The sequence below is a fragment of the Pseudomonas sp. KBS0710 genome (genome assembly GCF_005938045.2).
In the GTDB taxonomy this organism is placed as follows: Bacteria; Pseudomonadota; Gammaproteobacteria; order Pseudomonadales; family Pseudomonadaceae; genus Aquipseudomonas.
In genome coordinates this window covers 2198310-2224003 of the sequence record NZ_VCCF02000001.1, presented here as the reverse complement: position 1 = coordinate 2224003, position 25694 = coordinate 2198310, and the positions used below count along the sequence as shown (strand labels likewise).

The 25694-nt window shown below is 58.7% G+C and carries 22 protein-coding genes; 16 read left to right on the top strand and 6 right to left on the bottom strand.

The features are described 5' to 3' along the window. Positions 1–208: 208 nt before the first annotated feature. Both FFI16_RS10230 and FFI16_RS10225 read left to right on the top strand, forming a co-directional pair. Positions 209–1324 carry a Gfo/Idh/MocA family protein gene (locus FFI16_RS10230; RefSeq protein ID WP_138815182.1) on the top strand — a complete coding sequence of 372 codons (1116 nt, stop codon included), beginning with the start codon at positions 209–211 and terminating at the stop codon, positions 1322–1324. 341 nt (positions 1325–1665) lie between these two features. Continuing rightward, complete coding sequence (locus FFI16_RS10225) at positions 1666–3609, top strand: M10 family metallopeptidase C-terminal domain-containing protein (RefSeq protein WP_138815181.1); 1944 nt, start codon at positions 1666–1668, stop codon at positions 3607–3609. Positions 3610–3682: 73 nt separating this feature from the next. Here the strand turns inward: FFI16_RS10225 and FFI16_RS10220 are convergent, their stop codons facing one another. Further along, positions 3683–5308 carry a methyl-accepting chemotaxis protein gene (locus FFI16_RS10220; protein WP_138815180.1) on the bottom strand — a complete coding sequence of 542 codons (1626 nt, stop codon included), beginning with the start codon at positions 5306–5308 and terminating at the stop codon, positions 3683–3685. Between the two features lie 235 nt (positions 5309–5543). Here FFI16_RS10220 and FFI16_RS10215 point away from each other — a divergent pair, with 235 nt between their 5' ends. From FFI16_RS10215 to FFI16_RS10205, 3 genes are read left to right on the top strand one after another with little or no spacing between them, the layout of a single operon-like run. After that, on the top strand, positions 5544–6971 hold the full coding sequence (locus FFI16_RS10215; RefSeq protein WP_138815179.1) for a nucleobase:cation symporter-2 family protein: 1428 nt from the start codon (positions 5544–5546) through the stop codon (positions 6969–6971). A 13-nt stretch (positions 6972–6984) separates the two neighbouring features. Further along, entirely contained in the window at positions 6985–7446 is a 462-nt protein-coding gene (locus FFI16_RS10210; RefSeq protein ID WP_017138141.1) for an LEA type 2 family protein, read from the top strand. 5 nt (positions 7447–7451) lie between these two features. Further along, on the top strand, positions 7452–8003 hold the full coding sequence (locus tag FFI16_RS10205; RefSeq protein ID WP_138815178.1) for a GNAT family N-acetyltransferase: 552 nt from the start codon (positions 7452–7454) through the stop codon (positions 8001–8003). A 123-nt stretch (positions 8004–8126) separates the two neighbouring features. Here the strand turns inward: FFI16_RS10205 and FFI16_RS10200 are convergent, their stop codons facing one another. Beyond that, complete coding sequence (locus FFI16_RS10200) at positions 8127–9053, bottom strand: carbon-nitrogen hydrolase family protein (RefSeq protein ID WP_138815177.1); 927 nt, start codon at positions 9051–9053, stop codon at positions 8127–8129. A gap of 91 nt (positions 9054–9144) precedes the next feature. Between FFI16_RS10200 and FFI16_RS10195 the strand changes: the two genes are divergently transcribed. After that, positions 9145–10044, top strand: coding sequence for a LysR family transcriptional regulator (locus FFI16_RS10195; RefSeq protein ID WP_138815176.1), 900 nt, complete (start codon positions 9145–9147; stop codon positions 10042–10044). On the opposite strand, the gene FFI16_RS10190 is transcribed toward FFI16_RS10195, so the two are convergent. After that, positions 10037–10291: a hypothetical protein gene (locus FFI16_RS10190; RefSeq protein WP_003190904.1), complete on the bottom strand. Its 255-nt coding sequence runs from the start codon at positions 10289–10291 to the stop codon at positions 10037–10039. The genes FFI16_RS10195 and FFI16_RS10190 overlap by 8 nt on opposite strands. 163 nt (positions 10292–10454) lie before the next feature. On the opposite strand from FFI16_RS10190, the gene FFI16_RS10185 reads away from it, so the two are divergent. After that, the gene (locus FFI16_RS10185; protein ID WP_056860283.1) at positions 10455–10775 is read left to right on the top strand and encodes a YqjD family protein; all 321 of its coding nucleotides are present in this window, start codon (positions 10455–10457) and stop codon (positions 10773–10775) included. 78 nt (positions 10776–10853) lie between these two features. Here FFI16_RS10185 and FFI16_RS10180 read toward each other — a convergent pair whose 3' ends face one another. Then, positions 10854–11891 carry an Ldh family oxidoreductase gene (locus tag FFI16_RS10180; protein WP_138815175.1) on the bottom strand — a complete coding sequence of 346 codons (1038 nt, stop codon included), beginning with the start codon at positions 11889–11891 and terminating at the stop codon, positions 10854–10856. A gap of 184 nt (positions 11892–12075) precedes the next feature. Here FFI16_RS10180 and FFI16_RS10175 point away from each other — a divergent pair, with 184 nt between their 5' ends. Beyond that, positions 12076–17220: a dermonecrotic toxin domain-containing protein gene (locus FFI16_RS10175; RefSeq protein WP_138815174.1), complete on the top strand. Its 5145-nt coding sequence runs from the start codon at positions 12076–12078 to the stop codon at positions 17218–17220. A gap of 17 nt (positions 17221–17237) precedes the next feature. Here FFI16_RS10175 and FFI16_RS10170 read toward each other — a convergent pair whose 3' ends face one another. Further along, the gene (locus FFI16_RS10170; protein ID WP_138815173.1) at positions 17238–17507 is read right to left on the bottom strand and encodes a PepSY domain-containing protein; all 270 of its coding nucleotides are present in this window, start codon (positions 17505–17507) and stop codon (positions 17238–17240) included. A 152-nt stretch (positions 17508–17659) separates the two neighbouring features. On the opposite strand from FFI16_RS10170, the gene FFI16_RS10165 reads away from it, so the two are divergent. The 7 genes from FFI16_RS10165 (at position 17660) to FFI16_RS10135 (ending at position 23621) form a co-directional block, all read left to right on the top strand. Further along, positions 17660–18655: a FecR family protein gene (locus tag FFI16_RS10165; RefSeq protein WP_138815172.1), complete on the top strand. Its 996-nt coding sequence runs from the start codon at positions 17660–17662 to the stop codon at positions 18653–18655. Between the two features lie 315 nt (positions 18656–18970). Continuing rightward, on the top strand, positions 18971–19429 hold the full coding sequence (locus FFI16_RS10160; RefSeq protein WP_138815171.1) for a hypothetical protein: 459 nt from the start codon (positions 18971–18973) through the stop codon (positions 19427–19429). Next, positions 19426–19989 (top strand): adhesin, encoded by a 564-nt coding sequence (locus tag FFI16_RS10155; protein WP_138815170.1) that lies wholly within the window; start codon positions 19426–19428, stop codon positions 19987–19989. The genes FFI16_RS10160 and FFI16_RS10155 overlap by 4 nt, the downstream gene beginning before the upstream one ends. Before the next feature lie 67 nt (positions 19990–20056). After that, positions 20057–20746, top strand: coding sequence for a heme utilization protein (locus FFI16_RS10150; RefSeq protein WP_138815169.1), 690 nt, complete (start codon positions 20057–20059; stop codon positions 20744–20746). 62 nt (positions 20747–20808) lie between these two features. Continuing rightward, a complete protein-coding gene (locus tag FFI16_RS10145; RefSeq protein ID WP_138815168.1) occupies positions 20809–21486 on the top strand; it encodes a C39 family peptidase in 678 nt (225 codons plus the stop codon). Positions 21487–21523: 37 nt separating this feature from the next. Continuing rightward, positions 21524–22273 (top strand): hypothetical protein, encoded by a 750-nt coding sequence (locus FFI16_RS10140; RefSeq protein WP_138815167.1) that lies wholly within the window; start codon positions 21524–21526, stop codon positions 22271–22273. A 49-nt stretch (positions 22274–22322) separates the two neighbouring features. Further along, positions 22323–23621 (top strand): transporter, encoded by a 1299-nt coding sequence (locus tag FFI16_RS10135; RefSeq protein WP_138815166.1) that lies wholly within the window; start codon positions 22323–22325, stop codon positions 23619–23621. A gap of 114 nt (positions 23622–23735) precedes the next feature. Here FFI16_RS10135 and FFI16_RS10130 read toward each other — a convergent pair whose 3' ends face one another. Next, a complete protein-coding gene (locus tag FFI16_RS10130) occupies positions 23736–25061 on the bottom strand; it encodes a sigma-54 dependent transcriptional regulator (RefSeq protein ID WP_138815165.1) in 1326 nt (441 codons plus the stop codon). Positions 25062–25406: 345 nt separating this feature from the next. Between FFI16_RS10130 and FFI16_RS10125 the strand changes: the two genes are divergently transcribed. Next, entirely contained in the window at positions 25407–25667 is a 261-nt protein-coding gene (locus FFI16_RS10125) for a hypothetical protein (RefSeq protein ID WP_017138124.1), read from the top strand. Positions 25668–25694 lie beyond the last annotated feature (27 nt).

Genomic DNA, 25694 nt, shown 5'->3' with positions numbered 1-25694 from the left:
AGGAAGCAGGGGCCATCCTATCGGGCTTTGGAATCGTCTGACAATCGGCGCTACGTTATCTTTTGTTAACTGAGGGTGTTTGGCGTTGGCCTGAATATGCCTGCATTACCCAGGCTAATTAATGAATTTTTATTCTATCTATTGAATTATGGGAATTTTTATTCCATTAATAACCCTCCTGAAAACAATAATCCAAAGGACCACGGCGATGCGTGAACTCGGAATCGGCTTGATCGGCACAGGCTTCATGGGACGCGCCCATGCGTTGGCGTTCAACAATGCCCGCGCGGTGTTCGAACTGCCGGTACACCTCAAGCTGGCGGCGCTGGCCGATGCCGACACCGAACGCGCCCAGCGCTGCGCCACGGCCTGGGGCTTTGCCCAGGCCCACGGTGACTGGCAGGCGCTGGTCAATGACCCGAACGTCGACGTGGTGGCCATCACCACGCCCAACCACTTGCACTACCCCATGGCGATGGCGGCCATTGCGGCGGGCAAAGCGGTGTATTGCGAAAAACCCTTGGCCGTCAGCCTGGAGCAGGCCGACGCCATGCGCCGCGCCGCCAGTGCAGCGGGCGTGGTCACGCGTGTGGGTTACAACTACCAGCACAACCCAATGATTGGCCTGGCCAGGCAGATGATTGCCGACGGCGAACTGGGCGAGATCATCAGCTTCCAGGGCGAGTTCAGCGAAGACTTCATGGCCGACCCGACCTCGCCGTGGTCGTGGCGTTGTGAAGTGGAACATGCCGGTGGCGCGCTGGCAGATTTGGGCAGCCACCTGTTGTCGATGGCACGTTATCTGGTGGGCGATGTGGTGAGCGTGTGCGCCGATACGCAAACCGTGCATGCCCAACGCCCTGCCGTCAAAGGCAGCAGCGAGCTTAAATCGATCGCGGTGGACGACCAGGTGCATGCCCTGCTGCGCTTCGCCAATGGCGCACGCGGTACGGTGAGCAGCAGCTGGCTCAAGCAGGGTTACAAGAACCACCTGAGTTTTGAAATCAGCGGCACTCGAGGCACCTTGGCGTTCGATCAGGAGCGCTTGAATGAACTGCGCGTATGCCGCGCCGGCCAGGACGGCTTCCAGCGTGTGCTCGCTGGCCCTGCCCTGCCCGGCTATGCCGCGTTCAGCCCGGCCGCCGGGCATCAGCTGGGTTACAACGAGTTGAAGACCCTGGAAGTACAGGAGCTGATCATGGCGCTGGCGGGGCAAGGCGCGCACGGTACCGACTTTGACGGCGCCTGGGCGGTCGAGCGGTTGGCAACCGCGATTCGCCTGGCCGCCCGTGAGGAGCGCTGGGTCGACGTCAATACGCTTTAAACAGCGTGCCCACGGCGTGCACTGCCCGTGCGCGCCGATCCTCAGGTTTATTGGGCGTGCGTAAACTTACGCGCAATGGGTGAGTTATCGCACCACGTCCTCTATTAGCGAAGTAACCTTCCTTCGCACTCAAATATTAGAACCCCATCACACGCAACTCACAATCCCACACACGCCTGTACAAACCCCTGACACACACTTACATCACTAGCGAAATAATAACTATATGTCACACGCCGCAATATACACCCCATTGGCACGCGCACCAAAAACCACCTACCTTATTTATCCATCACCCATACCTCGACTGACTAACTTACTTTTATTATCAAGAGTTCTCCATGTTAACTATCAGGCCTTATACAATTACGCCATTACCGCTTAATCCCTCACCTGACAGCTTAAGCCCAAGCCCCTCTACGAAGGCTGACACTCCCGCCACTTCCTCAGTATCTGACAGGGTCGCAAAACAACTCACCCAAGAAGGCTTCAAGGTATGGGACAAGAACGGAGATGGCCAGATAACCATCGGTTATAAATTCTACAGCGCCTCCGACCCTGCACAATCCTGGCGTAGAGAAAGCGGGGCACGAGAGTTCAGCGAAGCCCATAAAAAAGCCTTTAGAAATGCATTACGCGCGTGGGAAGACGTGGTTAAAGTCAAGTTCATTGAGAACACCCAAAACGCCGATGCGACCTTATCAGTTCATGGCAATGGTGGCACCGGTGGCTTTTCCAGCATGCCAACTAAATATAACAACGCGTTGGACATCGGGATCGGAGTGGGCGATTCGCGTTTCCCCCCACATTCCTCAATGATTCACGAAATTGGCCACAGCCTGGGACTGGGACATACGGTTGGGCAGTACGCCGAAGACAACTTAACGTATACCGCCATGTCCTATAAACGACATTGGTGGCGCCCTCGAGACAAAAACGGCGTCCGCGTCTCGGACAGCCCGTTAACGCCCATGATGCATGATATTGCCGCAGGCAATCTGCTCTATGGCACAAACAATAAAACCCGCCTGGGTGATACGACCTATGGTTTTAACTCAAACGCTGGGCGCGATCACTACAGTTTAAAAAGTGCTGATGACCTGACGGCTTTTTGCATATGGGATAACGGCGGTAATGACACTCTGGATTTGTCCGGTTACAAGCAAAACCAAACTATCAACCTCAACGCAGAAACACTGTCGGATGCAGGCGACAGGGAGGGCAACGTGTCTATCGCCAAAGGCGTTATCGTGGAAAACGCCATCGGTGGTTCGGGGCATGATGTGCTGATAGGCAACGCTGCCCACAACCGCATCACCGGCGGCGCCGGCGCCGACACGCAGTACGGCGGCGGCGGCGCTGATACATTTGTCTACAACGGGGTCAGTGACTCGCCGCCACAAACCCCGGACTGGCTTAATGACTTCGTCAGTGGTGCCGACAAAATTGATCTTTCCAAGGTCCTGAAAGACGCGGGTATATCGAAACCCATATTCATCAGCGCTCCCACTGGTCAAGCCGGCAAGCTGAGCGGGCGCAAAGGCGAACTGCTGCTGGACTATGATAAAGACGTCAAGATGCACAGGTTGTTTCTTGATGTCAGTGGCAAAGCTGAGTCCGTGCTGGTGATTTTGAGCAAAAACCCAATAAAGCCCGATGACATTTTGATTAAGGCGGGTTCACAATCACTGACGGCATCCCCCACCCCTCAGCCCACGCCAGACCCGGCGCCTGCGCCCAATCAAAAAAAGCCAGCGCCCACACTGACCTTACTCCCACTCGGATCACGCGTTACCCGTGAAACCGGTGATACCGGTAATACCGTCTACGGCTTCAACGCCACTACCACAAAGCCCGGCATGCGGCTGACCTCTTCCACCGACAAACCTGCTTTCACCGTGACCGACCCGAGCGGTAATGACACCTTGGACTTTTCAGGTTTCGACCACAACCAACGCATCAACCTTAAGCCAGGCTCACGCTCCAGCGTTGGCGGCCTGGTCGACAATGTGAGCATCAGCAAAAATACGCTTATTGAAAATGCCATCGGCGGCCGAGGCCATGACCATATAACCGGAAACGCGGCCAATAACGTTCTGACGGGTGGTGCCGGTGCAGACAAACTGACAGGCAACGGCGGCGTCAATATTTTCAACTATGAAGCCGTCAGTGACTCGACTTGCCACAATGCTGACACGCTGATGGATTTCACAACCGGCAAAGACAAAATCGACTTAACCGCTATAAGTAAAAGAGCCCAAACGCCCCTTAACCTCAGGCCTTAACCCTTACGGCCAGGGCTGAGCATCTCGAAGGGCTCGAACAGTGAGCAGCGTGAGGGCCGCTCACCCCGCCCCATCAGATAACAAACCGCGCGACCATCCCATTCAAATCCACCGCCAGGCGCGACAGTTCATGGCTGGCCGCGCTGGTCTGGTTGGCACCCGCCGCCGACTGAGTCGCCAAGTCGCGGATGTTGACGAGGTTGCGATCCACTTCACGGGACACCTGGGCCTGTTCTTCCGAGGCGCTGGCGATCACCAGGTTGCGCTCGTTGATCAGGCTGATCGACTGGGTGATCTGCTCCAGGGCCACACCGGCCGCGCGGGCCAGCTCCAGGGTGGTCTGGGTGCGTTGGTTGCTCTGCTGCATCGACTGCACGGCTTCGCCGGTGCCGCTCTGGATGCCGGCGACCATTTTTTCAATTTCCTGGGTCGATTGCGCCGTGCGGTGCGCCAAGGCGCGGACTTCATCGGCGACCACGGCAAACCCACGCCCGGCTTCACCGGCCCGCGCCGCTTCAATCGCTGCGTTGAGCGCCAGCAGGTTGGTCTGCTCGGCAATTGCGCGGATCACATCGAGCACCTTGCCGATATCACGCCCCTGGGTGGCCAGGCCTTCAATCATCAGGGCGGTGTTTTGCACATCCTGGGTCATGGTCTGGATTGCGCCGACGGTTTCCACCACGCGGTCACGCCCTTCCCGCGCCGCCTGGTTGGACTGGCTGGAAGCTTCGGAGGTGGACACCGCATTGCGCGCCACTTCTTCGACGGCGGCGGTCATCTCGTTGACGGCCGTGGCGGCCTGGTCGATTTCGTTGTTTTGCTGTTGCAGGCCTTTGGAGGCTTCTTCGGTGACGGCACTGAGCTCTTCGGCGGCAGAAGCCAGCTGCGTGGCCGAGCCGGCGATGTGCTGGATGGTCTGGCGCAGGTTGGTTTGCATCGCCGACAAGGCGCCCAGCAGGCGCGCAGGCTCATCCTTGCCGGCGTCTTCGATAACGGTGGTGAGTTTGCCGCTGGCAATGGTCTGGGCCACTTCCACGGCTTTGCGCAGCGGCGTGACGATGCTGCGGGTCAGCAGCCAGGCGAGCAGTACGGTCAGCACGGCGGCAGCGACCGAGAAGACAATAACGCCGGTGATCGCGCCTTGATAACTCGACCCGGCCAAGGTGTCGGCATCCTTGGCATCGGCGGCATTGATGGCGATCAGCTTGTTGAGTTGCTCGCCCATCAGGTCGGTGCCGTCCTTGATGCGGGTGTTGATCAACGTACGCATTTCATCGACTTTGTTTTGTTTGGACAAGGCCAGCATGTCGGCCTGGGCCTTGAGGTAGTTGTCCAACGTGCTGACAAATGTCTTGTACAACGCGGCTTCTTCCGGCCCGGCCGGCAGCGGCGCATACCCGGCCTGGGCGGTTTTTACCTTGTCGACCAGCACACCCATGCGGGTTTCGGCTTCCTGCAGGCCGGCTGGCTCACGGTTGACCAGCACGCGAAAAGAGAGGATGCGCAAACGCAGCACGTTTTCGGTGATGTTGCCCAGGTACGTGACGCTGGGCAATTGCGTGGAGGTCATCTCCACCGACGACTGACGGATCTGCGTCATGCGGTTGACCGCAAACACCCCCAACAGCACCACTAACAACGCAATGAATGCGAAACCGAGAAACGCGCGAGGGGCAATATTCAGGTGACGTAGGGACATAGGGGGTTGCTCTCAGAAGAAGTGTTTGCGAGCGTCCCTGCCGCGAAACGATCAGTCAGCGTCAACGCGCTGCTCAGACCTTGGTCACCACTGTTGTAATAGTTGTGTGGGCCTATACGAAGTATCGGCAGCCCTGCGGGTTTTATGCAGGCGGTTTATAAATATTTTTTTACACTTCTGACGATTGGCACTTTCTGGCATCCTGCGCCTCCATTTTCTGACCCGAGCCCGCATTGTGTCTGACGCTCAAGCTCCTCGCCCGCGCTATAAATCCGACCTGATCTACGGCCTGGAAGACCGCCCGCACTTCACCGCAGCGATTTTTGCCGCGCTGCAACATGTGCTTGCCAGCTTTGTCGGCATCATCACGCCCACGCTGATCGTCGGCGGCGTGCTTGGCCTGGAAAGCGAAGTGCCTTACCTGGTGAGCATGGCGTTGTTCGTGTCCGGGCTTGGCACCTTTGTGCAGGCGCGCACCTTCGGCCCGGTGGGTTCCGGCCTGTTGTGCCTGCAGGGCACCAGCTTTTCGTTTATCAGCGTGATTCTCAGCGCGGGTTTTATGGTCAAGGCCCGAGGCGGCGGCACCGATGAGATCCTCTCGACGATTTTCGGCATCTGCTTTTTCGCCGCGTTTATCGAGGTGGTGCTGAGCCAGTTCATCGGCAAGCTGCGCAAGCTGATTACCCCGGTGGTGACCGGCACCATCATTACCCTGATGGGCTTGTCACTGATCAAAGTGGCGGTCACCGACATGGCCGGCGGCTATGGGGCAAGCGATCTGGGCGCAGCGGGCAACATGGGCTTGGCCGCACTGGTGCTGCTGACCATCGTGGTGCTTAACCGCTTCAGTAATCCGTTCCTGCGTTTGGGCTCAATCGTGATCGGCCTGAGCCTGGGTTTTGTCGTTGCCTGGATGATGGGCCGTGTGGATCTGGCCGCCCTGCCCCAAGTACCGTTGATCAGCGTGCCGGTGCCGTTCAAGTACGGGTTCTCGTTCGATTGGGTGGCGTTTATACCGGTGGCGGTGATCTTCCTGATTTCGCCGCTGGAGGCTGCCGGTGACCTGACCGCCAACTCGATGATTTCCCAGCAGCCGGTCAAGGGTCCGCTGTACATCAAGCGCATCAAGTCCGGCCTGCTGGCCGACGGCCTCAACTCGGCGATGGCGGCAACGTTCAACAGCCTGCCAATGGTGACCTTCGCCCAGAACAACGGTGTGATTCAGCTGACCGGCGTGGCCAGCCGCTATGTCGCGTACTTTATCGCCGGCCTGCTGGTGCTGCTGGGGCTGTTCCCGATGATCGGCGCAGTCCTGCAACTGATGCCCAAGCCGGTACTGGGCGGTGCCACGCTGATCATGTTCGGCACCGTGGCCGTGGCCGGGATCAAGATCCTCGCCGAAGCCGGGCTGCACCGGCGCAATGTGCTGATCGTGGCGATATCCTTAGGCATGGGCCTGGGTGTGGCCGCCGTGCCGGAAGTGCTGCGCGACCTGCCCAAGGCGCTGCACAACATCTTTGAATCGCCGATCACGGTGGGTGCGTTCTGTGCAATCCTGCTGAACATTTTCCTGCCGGAGGAGTTCTTAGAGCTGGAAGAGGATGAATTTGATCCGGAGTCCTCTACCCTCAAGGTCATGCAGGATCCGGACGTCACGAAATAGGAGCACCTTTGTTATGCGCAAGCTCATGGTTCTATCGTTACTGCTGCTGACCTTGAGCGCCTGCGCGCTGTTTCCCAATCGCGACCCGGTCAATATCAGTGTGGTGGGTATCGAGCCGCTGCAAAGCCAGGACCTGGAAGTGCGTTTCGCCGTGAAGTTGCGGGTGCAAAACCCCAATGAAACGGCGATCGACTACAGTGGTGTGGCCCTGGACCTGGACGTAAATGGGCGCCCACTGGCGTCCGGCGTGAGCGATCAGGCCGGAAGCATCCCACGCTTTTCCGAGACGGTGCTGATGGTGCCGGTGAGCGTTTCGGCGTTTTCTGTATTGCGTCAGACCTTGGGCCTGAGCCAGACCCAAAGCCTGAACAACCTGCCTTATACGCTGCGCGGCAAACTCGCAGGTGGCCTGTTCGGCACTATGCGCTTTGTGGAGCGTGGCACCCTGGACCTGCCCAACACCGCGACCTGGTAACGGCCATGCAACCGACGTTGTTCACCGAAAGACTGATCCTGCGCCCGCTGACCCTGGAGGATGCCGAGGACACCCAAGCGCAATTCGCACATTGGGATGTGGTGCGTTACCTGAATGCCGAGGTGCCGTGGCCGTACCCGGCCGACGGCGCTCGCCGCTATCTGGAACAGGTGGCCTTGCCGGGCATGGCCCGTGGCGACCAATGGCATTGGTCGATCCGTCTCAAACACGCGCCGCAACAGTTGATCGGCAATATCAACCTGACGGACGAGCAAGACGACAACCGAGGGTTCTGGCTGGGCCCGCAATGGCAAGGCCAGGGCTTTATGACCGAAGCCTGTGCGGCGGTGACGGAGTACTGGTTCGATGTGCTCGAACGTCCGCTGATGCGCGTGCCCAAGGCCGCGCCTAACCAGGCGTCGCGGCGGATTTCCGAGCGCACGGGGATGCGCTTGATCCGCACGCAGATGGGTGAATTCGTAGAAGGTAGGTTGCCACGCGACATTTGGGAGATTACCCGCCAAGAGTGGCTGGCATTCAGATCTACCAAACGCTGAAGATCTGATGTGGGAGCTGGCTTGTCGGGTCGCCGCATCGCTGCGATGCAGACACCTCGGTACATCAGGCACACCGAGTTGAGGCCATCGCAGGCAAGCCAGCTCCCACAGTTTTTACCGAGTTTAATCTGTCAGTGTGCGCACGCCCGGTTTGGCGCGTTCATCCACTACCAACTCAAATATGTCCGGGCGCGCGTAATGCCCCACCACGTCATAGTCATAGCGCGCCCGCACCAGATCATCGGTGTTGATCTGCGCGGTCAGCAAGCCCTCTTCACCCACCAGCGGCCCGGCGAGGATGTCGCCCATCGGCCCGACAATCACACTGCCGCCGGCGATCAACGGGCGCTCTGACGGCCAGTTTGCAATCTCCACACCCAGCGCCGCCGGCGAGGCCTGCACCTGGCAGGCACTCACCACAAAGCAGCGACCTTCATGGGCAATGTGGCGCATGCTCACGTGCCACATTTCACGCTCATCCACCGTGGGCGCGCACCACACTTGCACGCCCTTGGCGTACATCGCCGTGCGCAGCAGCGGCATCATGTTTTCCCAGCACACCGCGCCGCCCAAGCGCCCGACGGCAGCGTCGATCACCGGCAAGGTCGAACCATCGCCCGTGCCCCAGACCAGCCGCTCAGTGCCGGTGGGCATCAGCTTGCGGTGCTTGGCTACCAGGCCGCCGGTGGGTTCGAAATACAGCACGCTGCAATACAGCGTGCTGCCACTGCGCTCGATCACCCCGAGTACCAGACTGGCACCGGTGCGCGCGGATAGCCCGGCCAGCACCTCGGTCTCGGCGCCCGGCACATCGATGGCATTGGCAAAATAGCGCGCAAAGGCTTCGCGGCCTTCCGGCAATCGGTAGCCCAATTGCGTGCCGAAGGTTTCGCCCTTCGGGTAACCGCCGAGCAACGCTTCGGGCATCACCACCAATTGCGCGCCACTGCGCACAATCGCGTCCTCATAGGTGAGGATCTGCGCCAAGGTGTCAGCCTTGCCACCCGGCAAGGATCCGATCTGCAACGCCGCCACGGTAGAAATGGGCATCAGGTTCACTCCAGATAAAGGGGGTTGCCCATTCTCCGGCGAGCGGCAATCATGAATAAAGCCCTCCTCAGTGCTAAATGATATGAGCCAAATGAATATCGCCCAGGTTGACCTGAACCTGTTGAAAACCTTCGAAGCCTTGCACGATGAGTCCAGCGCCAGCCGCGCAGCCTTGCGCCTGGGCGTCACGCAATCGGCGATCAGCGCCGGTTTGCGGCGTTTACGTGACCTGTATGGCGACCCGCTGTTCGTGCGCACCGGGCGTGGGCTGGCGCCGACCTTGCGCGCTAACCAGTTGAAACCGGTGATCAGCGAGGCACTGGACCGTTGTCGACAAAGCCTGGAAATGATTAACCCGGACAACCCGAATTATCAGGGGCGCTCGGTGGTACTGGGCTTGTCTGATGACTTCGAAATTGCCCATGGCCGGCGGTTAATGGCAGAAATTGCCCGGCGTGCGCCGAAACTGAGGGTGATTTTCCGCCAGACCCACAGCCAGATCGTGGCAGGCGCCCTGCTTGAGCGCAGCCTGGACCTGGCGATTACCGCCGGCGGTTTTGCCGAGCGCAGGTTGAGCCGGCACGTGCTGGGCGAAGGCGACTACCGCTGTCTGGTCGACCCGCACAGCCTGGCGCCGGGCCAAGAAGGCATCAGCCTTGCGGAGTTCGTGGCACGCGAACATGTGCTGGTGTCGTCGGGCGGGTTTATCGGAATTACCGATGAAGGGTTGGCGGCGCGTGGGTTGAGCCGCCAGGTGTGTGCGTCCACCAGCCACTTTGCCGGGCTGCCGTTTTTGCTCAAGGGCAGCGCGGCAGTGGCGACCATCCCCGGGCATGCCGCCGAGGCGATTGCACAGATGACCGGCTTGCGCGTACTGCCCTGCCCACTGACGTTGCCACGCTATCCGGTGGAGCTGGGCTGGCGTACCCAGGCGCAGCTGGATCCGCTGTTGCTCAAAGTACGCGAAGCAATTGTGGCCAGCTTTACTTAGCAGCGGCCATCAGTTTGTTGACTTCGCTGCGCACCATGTTGGAAAACTCCGGCGGCGACATGCCATCAAGCTCGGCACGCACCCATTCGGCCCACTTGCCTTTGCGCTTGGCACGCTCGCCGAACAAACGCGCCGCTTCGCCCTTGGCCTTGCCCAGGTTGGTTTGCCACAGGTCGTAGAGGCGGGACTTTTCATCTTCCAGCTCGGCGCGTTCGGCGAGGGTTTTGTTGGCCAGATTGAAGCTCATGTTGAATTACCTGCTGCACAAATAGGTGACATCTTACACTGTAGGTCGAAATATCCTGATTCGGATTTTGCCCGCAAACCGCTCACAGCAAAAAAACTGCAACTTTTAGCCAAGCCCGACACTCCATTGTTCACTGTCACATTCACTCGCAAGGAGTCACACAATGGCCCGCAAAACTGCCGCCCAAGCTGTCGAAGATCAAATCAAGGATCAAGCTTTCAGTGAACTGACGGCCTTGATCGAAGAGTCGGACAAGCTGCTCAAAAGCAGCGCTTCGCTGGTAGGCGAAGAAGGTGAGACGCTGCGCGAGCAGGTCGCTATCAAGCTCAAGCAAGCGCTGGACTCCGTGTCCAACGTGCGTGAACGCAGCAAGCCGGTGGTGGATGCCACCGAGAACTATATTGGTGGCCATCCATGGCAGACCGTGGCGATTTCCGCAGGTTTTGGCCTGGTGGTCGGCTTGTTGCTGGGTCGTCGTAACTAAGACATCGAGACCAGGCCATCGACACTAAGCCATCTAGGCTGAGTGATAAAGGCTGCGCCACTGGCGCAGCCTTTTCTTTTACCCTTCTGCCAGTGCCTGTAACTGCTTGAGTTCCTGCGCATCGATCTCGATACCGGTTTCCTGCGACTTCGCCCGTGTGCGATGGCGCCGATCCCCTGGCAACCGCCGCAACCCCGCCGCATGCATCTGCCGCACCAGTTCCTGGCTGCGCTCGGCAAAGCCTTGCCCGGCGGTTTTGCTTGGGTCGATCACGATCAGCAATTGGCCGGTCCAGGGGGTTCGCGCACCGGGATGATCGGCCCAATTGAACTCGAACGAAAAATTACCGCCCGTGAGCGCCGCCGCCAGCAACTCGACCATCATCGACAGCGCCGAGCCTTTATGGCCGCCAAACGGTAACAGCGCACCGCCTTCAAGAATGGCCTTGGGGTCTTGGGTCGGTTGGCCCAGGCTGTCCACGCCCATGCCCGGCGGCAAGCGCTCGCCCTTGCGTGCAGCGATTTGCACGTCGCCATGGGCAATCGCGCTGGTGGCCAGGTCAAACACGATGGGTGGCCCATCTGCGCGCGGCGCGGCGAAGGCAATGGGGTTGGTGCCGAACAGCGGTCGATCCGCGCCATGGGGCACCACGCAGGTCATGCTGTTGACCACGCTGAGGGCTACCAGGCCTTCCTCGGCGAAAGGCTCGACATCGGGCCAGAGTGCCGCAAAGTGGTGGGAGTTGCGAATCGCCAGCAGCGCGATCCCGGCACTGCGCGCCTTCTCTACCAACAGCGGGCGTGCGGCCTCCAGTGCCGGCTGGGCAAAGCCGTTATCGGCGTCCACGCGCACAAAGCCCGAGGCTACGTCCTCGACCACAGGCACAGCCTTGCCATTGACCCAGCCGCTGTTGAGTGTCGATACATAGCCTGGAATACGAAACACGCCGTGACTATGCGCGCCGTCACGTTCGGCGCTGGCGCAGTTGTGCGCAAGGATCGCGGCCACCTGCGCCGAGGTGCCATGCCGCACAAAGACCTGGTGTAGCAGGCCCACTAACTCGGTGAAGCCGATTGCGGTTGAAGCCTTGGCCACTGTCGGAGACTGCGCAGACATTTGAAGCTCCGTTTTTATGATTGCGTTTTTATGATTAGGAGAGGCAACGAATGGACATTCAAGTGTTCGATTAAACACCACGCACAGTGCCCGCTGTCAACTTGCGACGAGCCTCAATAGTTACCCCCTCCCGCCGTTCAACCGTCCTTAGCCTGTCGCTCCCCCTTCACGATGGAGCAAGCCCATGACCGGCGTAACCCCTGCGTACTTTTTTGACGAATTCCTGCTGCCGATTAAAAGAAACTCGCCGAGCGAACGTGAGCGCGCGTTGGGGCTTAGCGTCAAAGACCTCGACTGGCTGCACACGGTGTACCAGGCCACCGATGCCGCACGCAAAGACCCTGAGCGGCAAACCTACCCCATGAGTGTCGAAAGGCTGTTGATCAACGTATCGGGCCAGCCGCCTATCCCCCTTGCCGGCGCCTTTTTGATGAGCCCGACCCCGGATGACAGCAAAGCGCTGCTTTACACGCCGTATGGCGGCATTCAGGTGTTTGACAACCCTGCCAGCCTGCTTGCCGAAGTCACCGAGCAACTGGCGGATGCGGTGCAACGTGTCGACTTGATGAGCTTTCTGTCGATTGCGCAGCGCAACGCCTTGCCCGCCAGCACGGCGATAACGCTGACCACCAGCATTGTCGAAGGCGCCGTCATGCAAGACCAGGAGCAAGCCCTCCAGGCCTGCCAGCAAGACAACGTGCGCGTCGTATTGGAGCAGTTGCAGAAGACCCCCACGCTGTACAGCATGCTCGACACGCTGCTCAGTATCATGGCGCGCTCGTACTTCCCCACTCTGGATCAACGCGATACACGGGTAGATTTTTTTATCCAGGACCCGGCAGGCGGTCAGCGTCGCTGGGTCAGTTCCCTGCCATTGAGAGAAGCGCTCCTGCAGTTTTATGTGAAACATGCCTGGCCCAAGGACCAGACCCGTGAGTATTACAACCCGAAACACATCACCGGCGCCTTCACCCCGGAAGAACGCGAACAAGATCAGCAGTATTGGGAAACCCTGATCAAAGAAACTTCGGGCAGCCTGTCAAAACTGCTGGACAGCCTGCTCAAGACTTATTGGAACGAGGACATCGGCAACGAAACCTCACGCCTGGAACTCTTCACCCAGGTGATGGCGGATAAATTTCGCCTGGATGTCTTGCTCAAGCGCCAGGAGCAAATCCTCAACGCCGATGAAAGCCACACCCTTCAGGCATTGTTTCTGCCAGACCAGCGCACCCGTAACGCTTACGCCAAGAAACTAAGCGTGGAAAAAGTACGCCTGCATGCGCCCTACCAGCACTATGTGGAACTGGCCAGCACGCTATTGATCAGCGAGAGCCACGCCTACCTGTACACGCAGTCGCGTGGGGTGCAGGTACTCAAGGACATGCAGGCGCTCAAGGATACGTTACAGAGCATGCTCAAGGCCGCAGGCCACGAAGATGAGTTGCTCAATTTTCTGTCGCTGGATGAGCGCGACACTTTTATTGGCCTGAACCGGATAGACATAGCCGCCCAGCCGGTTCCGGGCAACGTTTTTTCCGGCATGCTCGAAGACATTGCGGCCAAGCAGGTCAGCAATATGAACCACGCACTGGACCTCTTCCGGCGCAGTGATGGGCAGGTAAACCTGGACGCGTTGCTCGATTGCGCCCTGGATATACGCACGATGCTGGACAGTCGCCTGTCGGCACTGGAAACCGCCGGGCGCTGGACGATGCACCCCGTCACCAGCGGTAACGATCGGCCGTCAACGGTGCAGGCCGAGCGCGCAAAACTGCACCTGCAGCGCCTGCGCGCCGCTGAAGAAGCGCTGACAACCGAGCGCAAACAACACCCGACTTTACGCTCAATGGCCGCCCTCGCCTTGAATGCAGAACTGCAAGCACAGCGCCTCGCGTTCAAGGCAGAGGAGATCTATATCAACACCTACCCAACCCATGCCCAGGAGCGCGAAGAGCGCCCGCCATTGACGTCCGTGAGCATGGTTGACCATTTCATCAAGCGCCTGAGCGGTGAAACTTCGAAAGTTCCCAACATCAGCACCACCGGGTTTTACCAGCAGCTCGAACCGCATCTGGCCCTGAAGTTGCCCAGCATGACCCTGAGCACCTTCAACATGATCAATGAACAAGTGTTGAAGGTATTTGCCAACCACGAAATCCGCCAGCTTCCACTTCTATACCTGAGCAATATGAGCCAAAAACACGCGCACTTGATGTTGCTTGGCTTGCGCAGTGAGGCCGAACTGAGGCTGTTGGGTAAAACACTGCCACCTGACAGCGAGGCGGTGGTTGATACTCTGCTACGCACCGACAGCCTTGTACGCTTGACCCGACACGCGCTGAACGGATTCCTGCCAGATGCCTACGCCTTGACACTGAACCAGGGCACATCCGACACCGCCCACACCCTGGCCAACCTGTTTGTACTGACCGAACGCGGTGGTATCGACCCGCAGCGCTCGGGCCAGACCGTGCTCTGGACGCCTCGACGCGGGTATGAAGTGTTCGCTTCGGTGCAAGCTTTGCGCGAGGAGATAACACAACGCCTGCAGCACCCGATCAAGCGCTTGCCCCTGCTGGAAAACCTGGCGCTTTCATTGCGTACGCCACACCAGGTTTATCAGCTGGGCCAGTTGCAACGCATTGACGACAACGTGCTGGACAACCGCCTGAAAACCTACGGCGACCATGTCATGCACAGTATCGATCAATTGATTTCGATGAAACTGCCCGCTCCCGCCCTGCAAGATCGTATCGACGCGGCCTTGGAGCAATCGGCACCCACCAACCTTACGCGGGCCCTGGCGGTGGCGAGTGCCATGGCCCATCAACAGGCCCTGCCGGTCTGGTTGGGCATGGCGCCTGCCAAGGATCAGATCCATCACGCCGAACTGCTCGAGCAGTATCACAACAGCGCCCCGGACGCAGAAGACTACCTGCACGGCATCACCTCAATGCGCACGCATACGCACACGGCACTACTGGCCTTGCTTAAGGCGCGCTTTCCCGGACAGGCTCTGGACCCCGATAACGTGCAGATTCCGGTACACCAGGCCCTCGACGTGCATGTCGACAGCCTGACCGATTTTGCCCTACGCCATTGGCCGGATCTGGACGCCGAAAACATTCTCCCCCGCTCACGGACCGCCACGGCCCTGCCCGCTTCACTGGATGCCAGCGCCGTGGTGCAAATGGTCCGCCAGCTCGATCTGAAAAGCGTCTACCAGAAGCTGGTGCAAAGCCGGCTGGACCCCAAAACGGATGAGGGGCGCAAACGCCGGCGCTTGTTTTGCCAACAATTACCCTGGCAGACGTTGCAGTACGCCCATGAGCAAAGGCTACAAGAACGGCTGACAGCGCAGGCGCTGAGTAGCGTGCAACAGGTGTTCGACATGCCCGACGCCGTGGCGCGAGCGGCGCTGGACAGTGCAGCGGCCACGTTTCGGCCCTTGGAGTTGATTGCAACCGAAGGGGCTACGCCCGCCAAGGTGCTGGGCATGTACCTGGTGGGCCCAGCAGCCGGCAGTGCTGGCCCCGTGGTGATGTTTGCGCCTTACAGCGACAGCCATGTGCTCAAGGAGTACAAGAACGAGCAAGCCCTGCTGGATGAGGTGGGCAAGCCGGGAGAGCTTCAGGATTCAATCATCCAGCACCTGGAGGCGCCTCATCAGGCTACGTACCGGAACTTGCTGCAAAACAACCGTCATAGTCCCCTCGACATCCGGCTGGCCTTCACCGCGGTCACCGGCAACGCCCTGCACCTCCTGTTCAATGACAACACCTTGATATTGCTCAAGATGCTGGCCAGCCAGTTCGAGGACGGCGCCAAGTCACTCTGGGACCGAATCACGCATCTGCTGGGCGAGGGCATCCCAAAGGCTGTGCAGTTCATGGCCGGAAAGCTCGCGTACCCGCTGACGGTGTGGCGCAGCTACGCGCTGTTCAAGCGCTCGGCCGACGCATTGCAGTTGCACCAATGGAAAGCCGCTCTGAAGGACTTCATCAAGGGCGTGGCCCAAATGGCTGCGCTGCGCAGCGAGCTTGAGGGCAACGATGCGCCGCCGCCCAACGAGACAGAAGTGTCCGAAGCCGACTTGTCCGATGAAACCCTGCCCACCGCCACGCAGTTGTCCTCCCTGCGCGTCACTGCCCCTTCACGCACGCGGCTGCAGCCTTTGGAAGAACACGATGTTGCGTTGAGCGACCTGGAGCTTGATGCTTCCAGTCACGTTTACACGGACAAGACAACATTGAAAAACTATGTGCCCCTTGCAGGCAAAGTGTATGCGGTCAAGAAAACCGCCAAACATTGGCGATTGGAAAAAGATCACCTGAAAGGCCCTTTTGCAGGCCGAAACCAACAAGGCAAATGGGTATTGGACCTCAACCAGCACATTCCACGTTTCGGCAAAACCCTGTCGCGCATGAGGATGCGCAGCGGCGAACAGGACGCGATCAATATCGAAGCAAGAGGTATTTTGGAAATTGCCGCATTGTCGAGCTGGCAAGCCCAAGTGATCAATGAAGCGTTGAATATTGCGACTTATTACGCCAACAATTGTCATCGCAACCTTGTGCTGTTCTCAGCACAACGCGCCCCCAATAGCCGCATAGGCGTCTTTTTGGGCGAGATGTTCGGCGTCTTCAGTTTGAGCGCTGCCCAAGTAGACAGGCTCAAGAGCATTGTCCATGGGATGCTGGAGGAGCTGTGCGATTCGAGCTTGACCCGCAGCGATTCAATCCGGTTTGTCAGTGGTACCAGCCGATCAGATATGGACCATCGATACGCGTTTACTATTGTCGGTGACCCAGAGCGCAGGATTTATTTGCTCGAGCGGTTTTTCTATCCGAACATGAATGCCTACCGTGGCCGCTTGAATTCTCCGTTCGACATCTCGCCCCACGCGAGGGCCAGCGTGCTGATCCACGAATTGACGCACCTGAAGCTCAACACCGAAGATCTCGCCTACCTTGACACCGTTCGCCCCTTCCCCGACCTGATAGATACGGCCCAGCGCGGCTCTCAAGCGCTGAAAACCGAGCTGGAAGACTTGCGCAAGTACGCACTGTCCACGCAGACGCCTGCCAACATGCTGTTCAAAGCCTGGGATGATTACACGGCGACATGGGAGGACTACGGGCCTGACACGTCAACTGAAGATCTTCGGAAAAAAACCCTCAACCTCACTGGGACCAAGACCCTTGCAGACGCCCGTGCGGCATTCATGAGCGATGTCGACAAGCGTTTCGACACTATCCTGACCAATGCCGACTCCTTGACTTACCTGATTACGGAACTGGGTCGCATGCTGGATGCGGGGGCGTAAGCCCCCGGCGGGGAAGATCAGTCTTTCTGGTCGCGCAGGACGTTACCGGAAGCGCCATCGATACGCGCTTCATACACGATGCCATCGGACTTGCGCCCTTTGACTTCCCAATAGCCGTTGTCATCGGCTTCAGCGCTGTAGACTTCGATGTATCCGGCCTTGGTCTTGGCGGTTTCAATGGCTTTTTCGATGGTGATCCAGCCGGCGCCCGGCTTATCGGCCAGGGCGGCGCCGGCGCTGAGCAGCGCGGTGGTTGCACACAGGGCGACTAAGGTTTTCTTCAGCATATTCGTTCTCCATTGTGGGAATGACGGACTCGTGTCCTGTGTTTTCTGATATTTACAAACGAGAATAAGTTCCAATTGATGTGCAATCGCCATGACGGCTGTTCTCGCCATCCGCCTTGGGAGGTTAGAATGTGGGAAATCAGGACGGTTTAATGACTCAACAGCCCCTTTCAGAAGACGAATATGACGCGATCACCGATGCCGCCGCGCATTGGTGCATGCGTCTGCATGCCAGTGATTGCACGGCGGGCGAACGTCGGGCTTTTGAACAGTGGCACGATGCCCACCCGCTGCATGCCTTTGAGTATGCCGCCATGCTGGAAATCTGGGACGTGGCTGACCACCTGCCACGCAGCGAACCTGCTGCGGTTGTGCTGCCATTCAAGCCACGCCGCCGGTTGCGCAACTATGCAGTGGCTGCCGCGATATGTCTCGCCGCCCTGCCGCTGGCCGCCTTTACCGGCTGGGAAGCGGGCTGGTTGCCAAGCTCCTACGAGCACTTCGAAGCCGATACTGGCTTGCGCAAAGTAACCCTCGGCGACGGCAGCCAGGTTGAATTGAACCTGGGCACCGAGTTGGTCTACAGCCATTACAAGGACCAACGCCGCGTAACCTTGAACAAGGGCGAGGCGTTTTTCAAAGTCACCCATGACCGCCTTCACCCGTTTGTCGTCAGGGCGGGCGAAGGCCAGGTTCGGGTGACCGGCACTCAGTTCAACGTCTGGAAATATGAAGACCAGGTGCGGGTGATGTTGCTTGAAGGCTCGGTGCAGATTTCCAGTGACAAGCAGCACGCCAGCGTGCCCCTGACCCCAGGCATGCAGGCCACTTACAACCTGGGCGATGCCACCCCGCAAATTGCGGCGATCAATCCCAATGATGCGGCCCTGGCCTGGCGCCAGGGCAAACTGGTACTCGATAACCTGGCCCTGACGGACGCGTTGCCGCTGATCAACCGCTACCTGAACAAACCGGTGATGCTGGCCGATGCCAGTACCGGGGCGATTCGCATCGGCGGCATCTACAACATCAATGAGGTCAACAACCTCGTGCCTTCCCTGCCCAAGGTGCTGCCGGTCTACCTGACCCAGAACCAGGACGGCAACCCGGTACTCAATTCCATCCCGCGTAAAGCGCCCAAGGGGTGAGCCTGCCTGCAACAGCCGGTTCGCTCGCGCCCAAAGTGTCCATTTTTGAAACACCTTCCTCGCTTGAATCGCCCGCCCGGTGCGCATTCATGGCTTTGTCACGCGCAGTGTTACATCGCTGAGACACCCTTGAAGCTTGGCCGGGCATGCCCGTTGACGGCGACACTGTTTCAACGATGAAACAGCACCGTTATCACTTTGCCTCGATTTAACGCCAACCCTCTGAATACAAACAATAAATAAAAAGCGGCACGCGTTCTGCTCTGTTTCTGACAACGCTGTTTAGGGTCAGCGTGAAGAATAAGGAACACTGCCATGGACACACACAATCCAGGCTCACTGAGCCTCCTGCTGATCGGCTGTGCACTGAGTGCCAGCGTGAGCGTTCCGGTGCTTGCGGCGGGTGATGGTGTGATCGTGCTTGAACGCCAGGTTCAACCTTATTCAATTGGTCGTTCACGCGGCCAGGATCCCTACCCCACTACCGTGAATGCCAACCCGTCGGCTCAAGTCAATCGCGCCATGAACCATGAGCTCAGCGACAACGACATTGCCGGTATCAGCAGTGGCTCAAGCATTACTCGCAGCATCATGCCCAATGGCGGTATTCCCGCCCTGAACACTATCGGTAGCGCCAGCAACCTGGGCGCAGCGGGTGCGGCCGGCCACGGCGGTGGTGGCAGCGGCATCGCTGGCACGGTCAACGGCGCAATCTCCAGCGGCCTCGCGCCGCTGAACAACATCGGCGGCATGATTGGGGGGGCGATGAAATGAACCGCTCCTGGATGCTTCTTGCAGCCCTCGGTTGCACCGCGGCGATGGCCGACAGTAACAACAACGCAACCCTTGATAACTCGGGCAAGCAATACAACGGTGTGGTGACGATCAACCAGGCCGCCGGTGACCAGCAACAACTGAGCAACAACGTCGCCATCACGGTGGGGCATAACGCCCAGGCCAACATCGCCGTCACGCAAAAAATCAGCGGCGCACCCGCCGACCGCTCCCTGAACGCCAACGCCGCGATCCAGGGCAACTCTTTCAGTAATGGCAACGGTGCACTGAGCGTCAACCAGTCCGCCGGGGCCCAGAACCAGATGATCAATGCCGTGCGCATCAGCGTGAATGCTGGCCCGCAAAGCATCGACGACAGCGTCATGTCGCAACAGAACGTTGCGCTTGCAACCGACTCAGGGTTGACCCCTACCACTGGCAGCCGCCAGGTCGTTACCAGCGACCAGGCCTTCACCGGCAGCCGTGGAGTGGTTCAGGTCAACCAGAGTGCCGGGGTGGAGAACCGAATGGCGAACACCCTGAACTTACGACTCAACTGATGGAGCTGAGTCCATAGCTAGACCGTACCAACACTTAACCAACTAATTAGAAGCAAGGAGATACACCATGAAAACTTCAATGGCTCTTAAACCACTGGCTTTCGCTCTCGCTGCGCTCATGGCTGTTGCTGCTCAAGCGGGGGGTAATCACAACACGACCTCTGCCGCCACTGTGAATGATGGTCAAAGCAACCATGGCAACGTGGTCGCCAATGACAAAACCAAAAACAACGCGTCGGCCAATGACTCCTACAACCACATCAGTGGCGTAGCCAACGGTAACGTGCTGAGCGGCGACAACAACCAAGGCAAAAACGACGTAGTCGTCCAGTCCGCAGATTCCGACTTTGTGTTTGCCACGCTGAACTCGGCACAATCGAACAACGGCAACCTGGTGATCAACAGCGGCACCAAAAACAATGCCTCCCTCAACGACAGCGGCAACAACGCTTCGGGCATCATTCAGTTGAACGCCGCCTCGGGCACCTCCAACCAAGCCAGCAACAGCACCGTCATCCAGTCGAACAAAGATGGCAATGGCGGCGCCGCTACCATCAACGCCGTACAGGATGTCACTGGCAACCTGACCCTCAACCTGGCCAGCGGCCACGGCTGGAACACCAAGCCCGTGGTCAACAACGCCAGCGTGAACAACTCGATGAACTACAGCAGTGGGGTTTCGAACTCCAACGTTCTGTCGGGCAGCAACAACCAAGGTCAGAACAACGTAGTCGTGCAATCCGTCACTCGCTTCTGATCCAGATCGGGCCTTGGCAACAAGGCCCTTTTTATTTCCAGTGTCCAGCAGGTCATACGATCATGCGCCTCACAGCTGCCTTCCTTCTGCTTGCACTCACCGGCCCGACCTGGGCGGCGCAAATGGCCGTTGTCATGCCAAACGGCGCGGTGGTGTACAAGAAGGTCGAAAGCATCCGCGAGCGCAAGTTCGCCAACCTGGTGGAACAGAAAACCGATTTCAGCTGCGGCGCCGCCGCGCTGGCGACCATCCTGCGCCAAGCCTATTGGATGGACGTGGATGAAGACCACGTGATCAAGGGCATGCTGGTCAACGCCGACCAGGACCTGGTGCGCACCCAAGGCTTCTCGATGCTCGACATGAAGCGCTACCTGGAAAGCATCCACATGCGCGCCAAGGGTTACCGGATCACGCCTGAAGTGCTGGTCACCGTGAAAGTGCCGGTGGTGGTGTTGCTGGACATTCGTGGCTACAAGCACTTTGTGGTGCTGCAGCGGGCCGACAAAGACTGGGTGTATATCGGCGACCCCGTGCTGGGCAACAAGCGCTATGCCAAGGACGACTTCGTCAAGGGCTGGAACGGCATTGTGTTTGCGGTGATTGGTGAGGGTTACGACAAGACCAACGCCTTGCTCACGCCCCGCGCGCCGCTGACGGCCAAGAACCAGTTCAACGAGTTCAGCCCGGTACGCGACAGTGAATTGATGGACTTCGGTTTTATCCAGAGCGACTTCTTCTAGAAGCGCAATAAGGAGCAGGACGCTCCAGGAGCAAACGATGAACACTCGACACTGGCTGACGGTGATATGCCTGGCAGCCGCAGCACCTGCCTATGCTTCTTCGGCATTCAAGCCGATCGAGCTCAAGGACGCGGAAATGGCCGAGTTGCGCGGGCGTTATGTGATGCCCGGGCGGATTATCAGCTTTGGCATAGTGATGAGCAGCACCTGGACCAATGCCGCCGGCGCGACCGTGACCGGCACCGCCAATATGCAAGTCAATGCCTCCACCGTCACGCCGCAGTTTTATGTGCAAATCACCGGTAACGACGGCTCTGGGGTGATCAAACAGCCTGATGGCAAGGGCACCGTTATCGGCGGCGCCGGCCTCGGCACTGGCCAGGGTGTCACGCAAAGCGTGCGCGCAGCGGGCGATGGCAACACGGCCAACAATGGCGTGGATATCAACGTGACGAAAAACGGACTGGCGCCTGCCAATTACGTGCAGTCGGGCCAGGCACTGATGGCCGGCCAGCCGATCACGGGTGGCACTGCCGCCGGCCAGGTCACGGTCACGGCTAAAAACGGCGGGCTGCAAATGGCTCTCCAGGCCAATAACAATCAAGGCAATGTGGTGCAGCAAATCGGTGCCGGCAATGTGCTGCAAGGCACGGTTATTCAAGGCAACAGCAACTTCGTGAACAACCTGACCCAACTTAATGTGGTCATGGGCAACAACGGTTTGAACAACATCACGCAGAACCTGAACCTGGATCAACTCAAAGGCCTACGCCCCTCCGGTTATTGAACTACGCTGAGCCTCGACACTTACGCATTAGAAAGGGACGGCTTATTTCATGCATCGATCTTTATCGTTACGTGCCGTGATTTGTTTGAGTACGCTCCTGCCCGCTTCGGTGCTGTATGCCGCGCCGGATACCGATATCGAAACACTGAAGCAGGAACTGCTGGAGCTCAAGCAACGTTATGAAGTGCAGCAAAAAGCACTGGCCGTATTGGAGCAACGCGTAAGGCAAGTAGAAGATCAGCCCGCAGCACCTACGCCCAAACGCCTGGCCAAATCCCCCGCCGACTTCCAAAAAGGCGGTACGGCGGTGGCCGGCGTGGGCGCAGGAGCCGCGTCCGGTGGCGCGGCAGGCAGCAGTTCCTACGGGCAAAGCTTGAAGGACGACTCCGCCCCGGCACAAAGTGTGAGCAACTTGTACAACGAGGCCAGTGGCTTTTTTGGCAATGGCAAGTTCAGCTTTGAAACCGGGCTCACCTACGCCCGCTATGACGCGCGCCAATTGTCACTCAACGGCTTTCTGGCGTTGGACTCGATCTTTCTGGGCAATATCAACCTGGACCGGATCAAGTCGGACAGCTGGACCCTGGACCTCACCGGCCGCTATAACCTGGACAACCGCTGGCAGTTCGACCTGAACGTGCCGGTGGTGTATCGCGAAGCGACGTACCAGTCCGGTGGTGCCGGCGGCGATGCCAAGAATACGTCCGAAGCCTCAGTCAGCCGCGACCCCACCATTGGTGATGTCAACTTCGGCATCGCCTACAAGTTCCTCGATGAGAGCGCCAGCCTGCCGGATGCGGTGGTGTCGCTGCGAGTCAAGGCGCCCACCGGCAAGGAACCCTATGGCATCAAGCTGATCGAGCAAGCCAGCAACAACAACCTCGCCGTGCCGGAAAGCCTGCCGACCGGCAACGGGGTGTGGTCGGTCACGCCAGGCATTTCGCTGGTCAAGACCTTCGACCCGGCGGTGCTGTTCGGTTCGCTGTCCTATACCCATAACTTCGAAGACTCGTTCAGTGACATCAGCCCCAATCTCAATCAGAAGATCCCGGGTAAAGTCAGCCTGGGTGACAGCTTCCAGCTCGGTGTCGGGGTGGCCTTCGCGCTCAATGAGAAGATGAGTATGTCGTTCTCGGTGTCCGACCTGGTGCAACGTAAAAGCAAGGTCAAGCAGAGCGGCCAGGACTGGCAATCGGTGGTGTCCAGCGATGCCAACGCCGGGTATTTCAACGTGGGCATGACGATTGCGGCGTCGGATAACCTGACGATCGTGCCGAACCTGTCGATTGGGATGACGGATGATGCGCCGGACTTTACGTTCAGCTTGAAATTTCCGTATTACTTTTAGCGGCAGTGGGGACGCGGAGCGTCCCCGGCGGCATTCCCACGCGGAGCGTGGGAACGATCAAGGAAAAGCCCCGCAACGATAGGGGTCGTTGCGGGGCTTTTCGGTTTACCCGCCCTAGCGGATCTGGTGTTTGTGCAGCAACCGGTAGAACGTCGGCCGGGACACGCCCAGCACGCGGGCCGCGATACTCAGGTTATCGCTGTGTCGGTTGAGCACATCGCACAACGCCTGGCGTTCAGCGCGGTGCTTGTAATCTTCCAGTGTAGCCATCGGCGGCGCAATTGCCTGCTGACCTTGCAACCCCAGGTCACCGGCTTCGATCTGGCGCCCTTCTGCCAGTACCAGGCCACGGCGCACGCGGTTCGCCAACTCACGCACATTGCCTGGCCAAGGGTGTTGGCCCAGGGCAACCAGGGCATCCTCGCTGAAACTGCGCGGCCTGCGCCCGGTTTCCTGGCTGTAGAAGCGTGAGAAATGGTTGGCCAGCATCGCCACGTCACCGTGCCGCTCGCGCAATGGGGCGGTTATCACCTGCAAGACATTCAGCCGGTAATACAAGTCTTCACGAAAGGTGCCCTTCGCAACCGCCGCTTCCAGGTCCACGTGTGTCGCTGCCAGCACCCGCACATCCACCGGGATGGGCTGGCTGCCACCGACGCGTTCGATCTGCTTTTCCTGCAGGAAACGCAGCAAGTTGGCTTGCAGTTCCATGGGTAAGTCGCCGATCTCATCGAGAAACAATGTGCCACCGTGGGCGGCCTCGATACGCCCGACCTTGCGCTGGTGAGCGCCGGTGAACGCGCCTTTTTCATGGCCGAACAGCTCGGACTGGATCAGGTGCTCGGGAATAGCGCCGCAGTTGATCGCGACAAAAGGCTTGGCATGGCGCTGGGATTGACGATGCAGGGTCTTGGCCACCAGCTCTTTGCCGGTGCCGCTGTCGCCGCGAATCAGCACTGGCGATTCTGTGGGTGCCAGCTTGGCGAGTAATTTACGCAGCTCACGAATGGGCCGGCTATCGCCCAGCAGTTCATGTTCCTGGGCGTCGATCAGTGCGTGGCCTTTGCCGCGCAAGCGCGCCATGCCGAATGCACGCCCCAGGGTGACCTGCACGCGAGCTACATCAAACGGCAGGGTGTGGAAGTCAAAAAACCATTCACAGACAAAATCGCCGACATTTTGCAGGCGTAAAACGTCCTGGCTGAGCACGGCGATCCATTCGGTGCCACTGCGGCTGATCAACTCCTTGACCGCTTCGGGGCGCTCCAGGTGATACGGCTGCAGGCGCAACAGCCCCACATCACACGACCTGTCGCCTACGGCGGCGAGAGCACAGCTGTCCACTTCCCACCCTGCACTGTGCAGACCGGGCAATAGCTGGTGGCAATCGTCGCACGGGTCGACTACGAGCAAGCGTCGTTGGACAGGTGTAACAACCATGACTATTCCTTGGCGCCAAAATTGTTAAATTTATTTATAAACAACGGTTTGTGCGGCCTGGCGCTAACACTAGCAAGTTATTGACGCAGCCTTTGTACCGTTTCGCTATAAGTCTGGGCACAAAGCCATCTCGGCGTCGCTGCGCACAAAAAAATCAACCGTGACCGCCACACTCAATGCGCTTTCAAAACAGCCGCTTACATGACATCAATCACGAAAAGTTGAAATTTCTTGCTCTAAGATGTGACCCGTACCCTGCCATCGTGCATCAGTACAAGTAACTCACCGTCTGGCTCGCCCAACCGACGGTACTTAACTGACTGGGCATTTAGAGAGAAGACCCACATGAACGCCCCGCTCCGCATCAACGAAGCTCTTTTGATCGCAGACCGTGCCTTCCAGCCCTTTCAGTGCGTGGCCTGGCACGATGGCAATGGCGCCCTCAGCCTGAGCGTCATCGACCGTACCAATACCCGCATCGGCAGCAAACAGCTGTCTTCGAGTACTTATACCGACCCGGCTCAGTTGGAAGAATTGTTGTTGCAGGCCCGTGCCGAGCTCGACAAAAACGGCTACCAATTGCAGTCATGGGTTATGCAGAAGTAAGACTGGGCATCAACTTCCGATCATTGC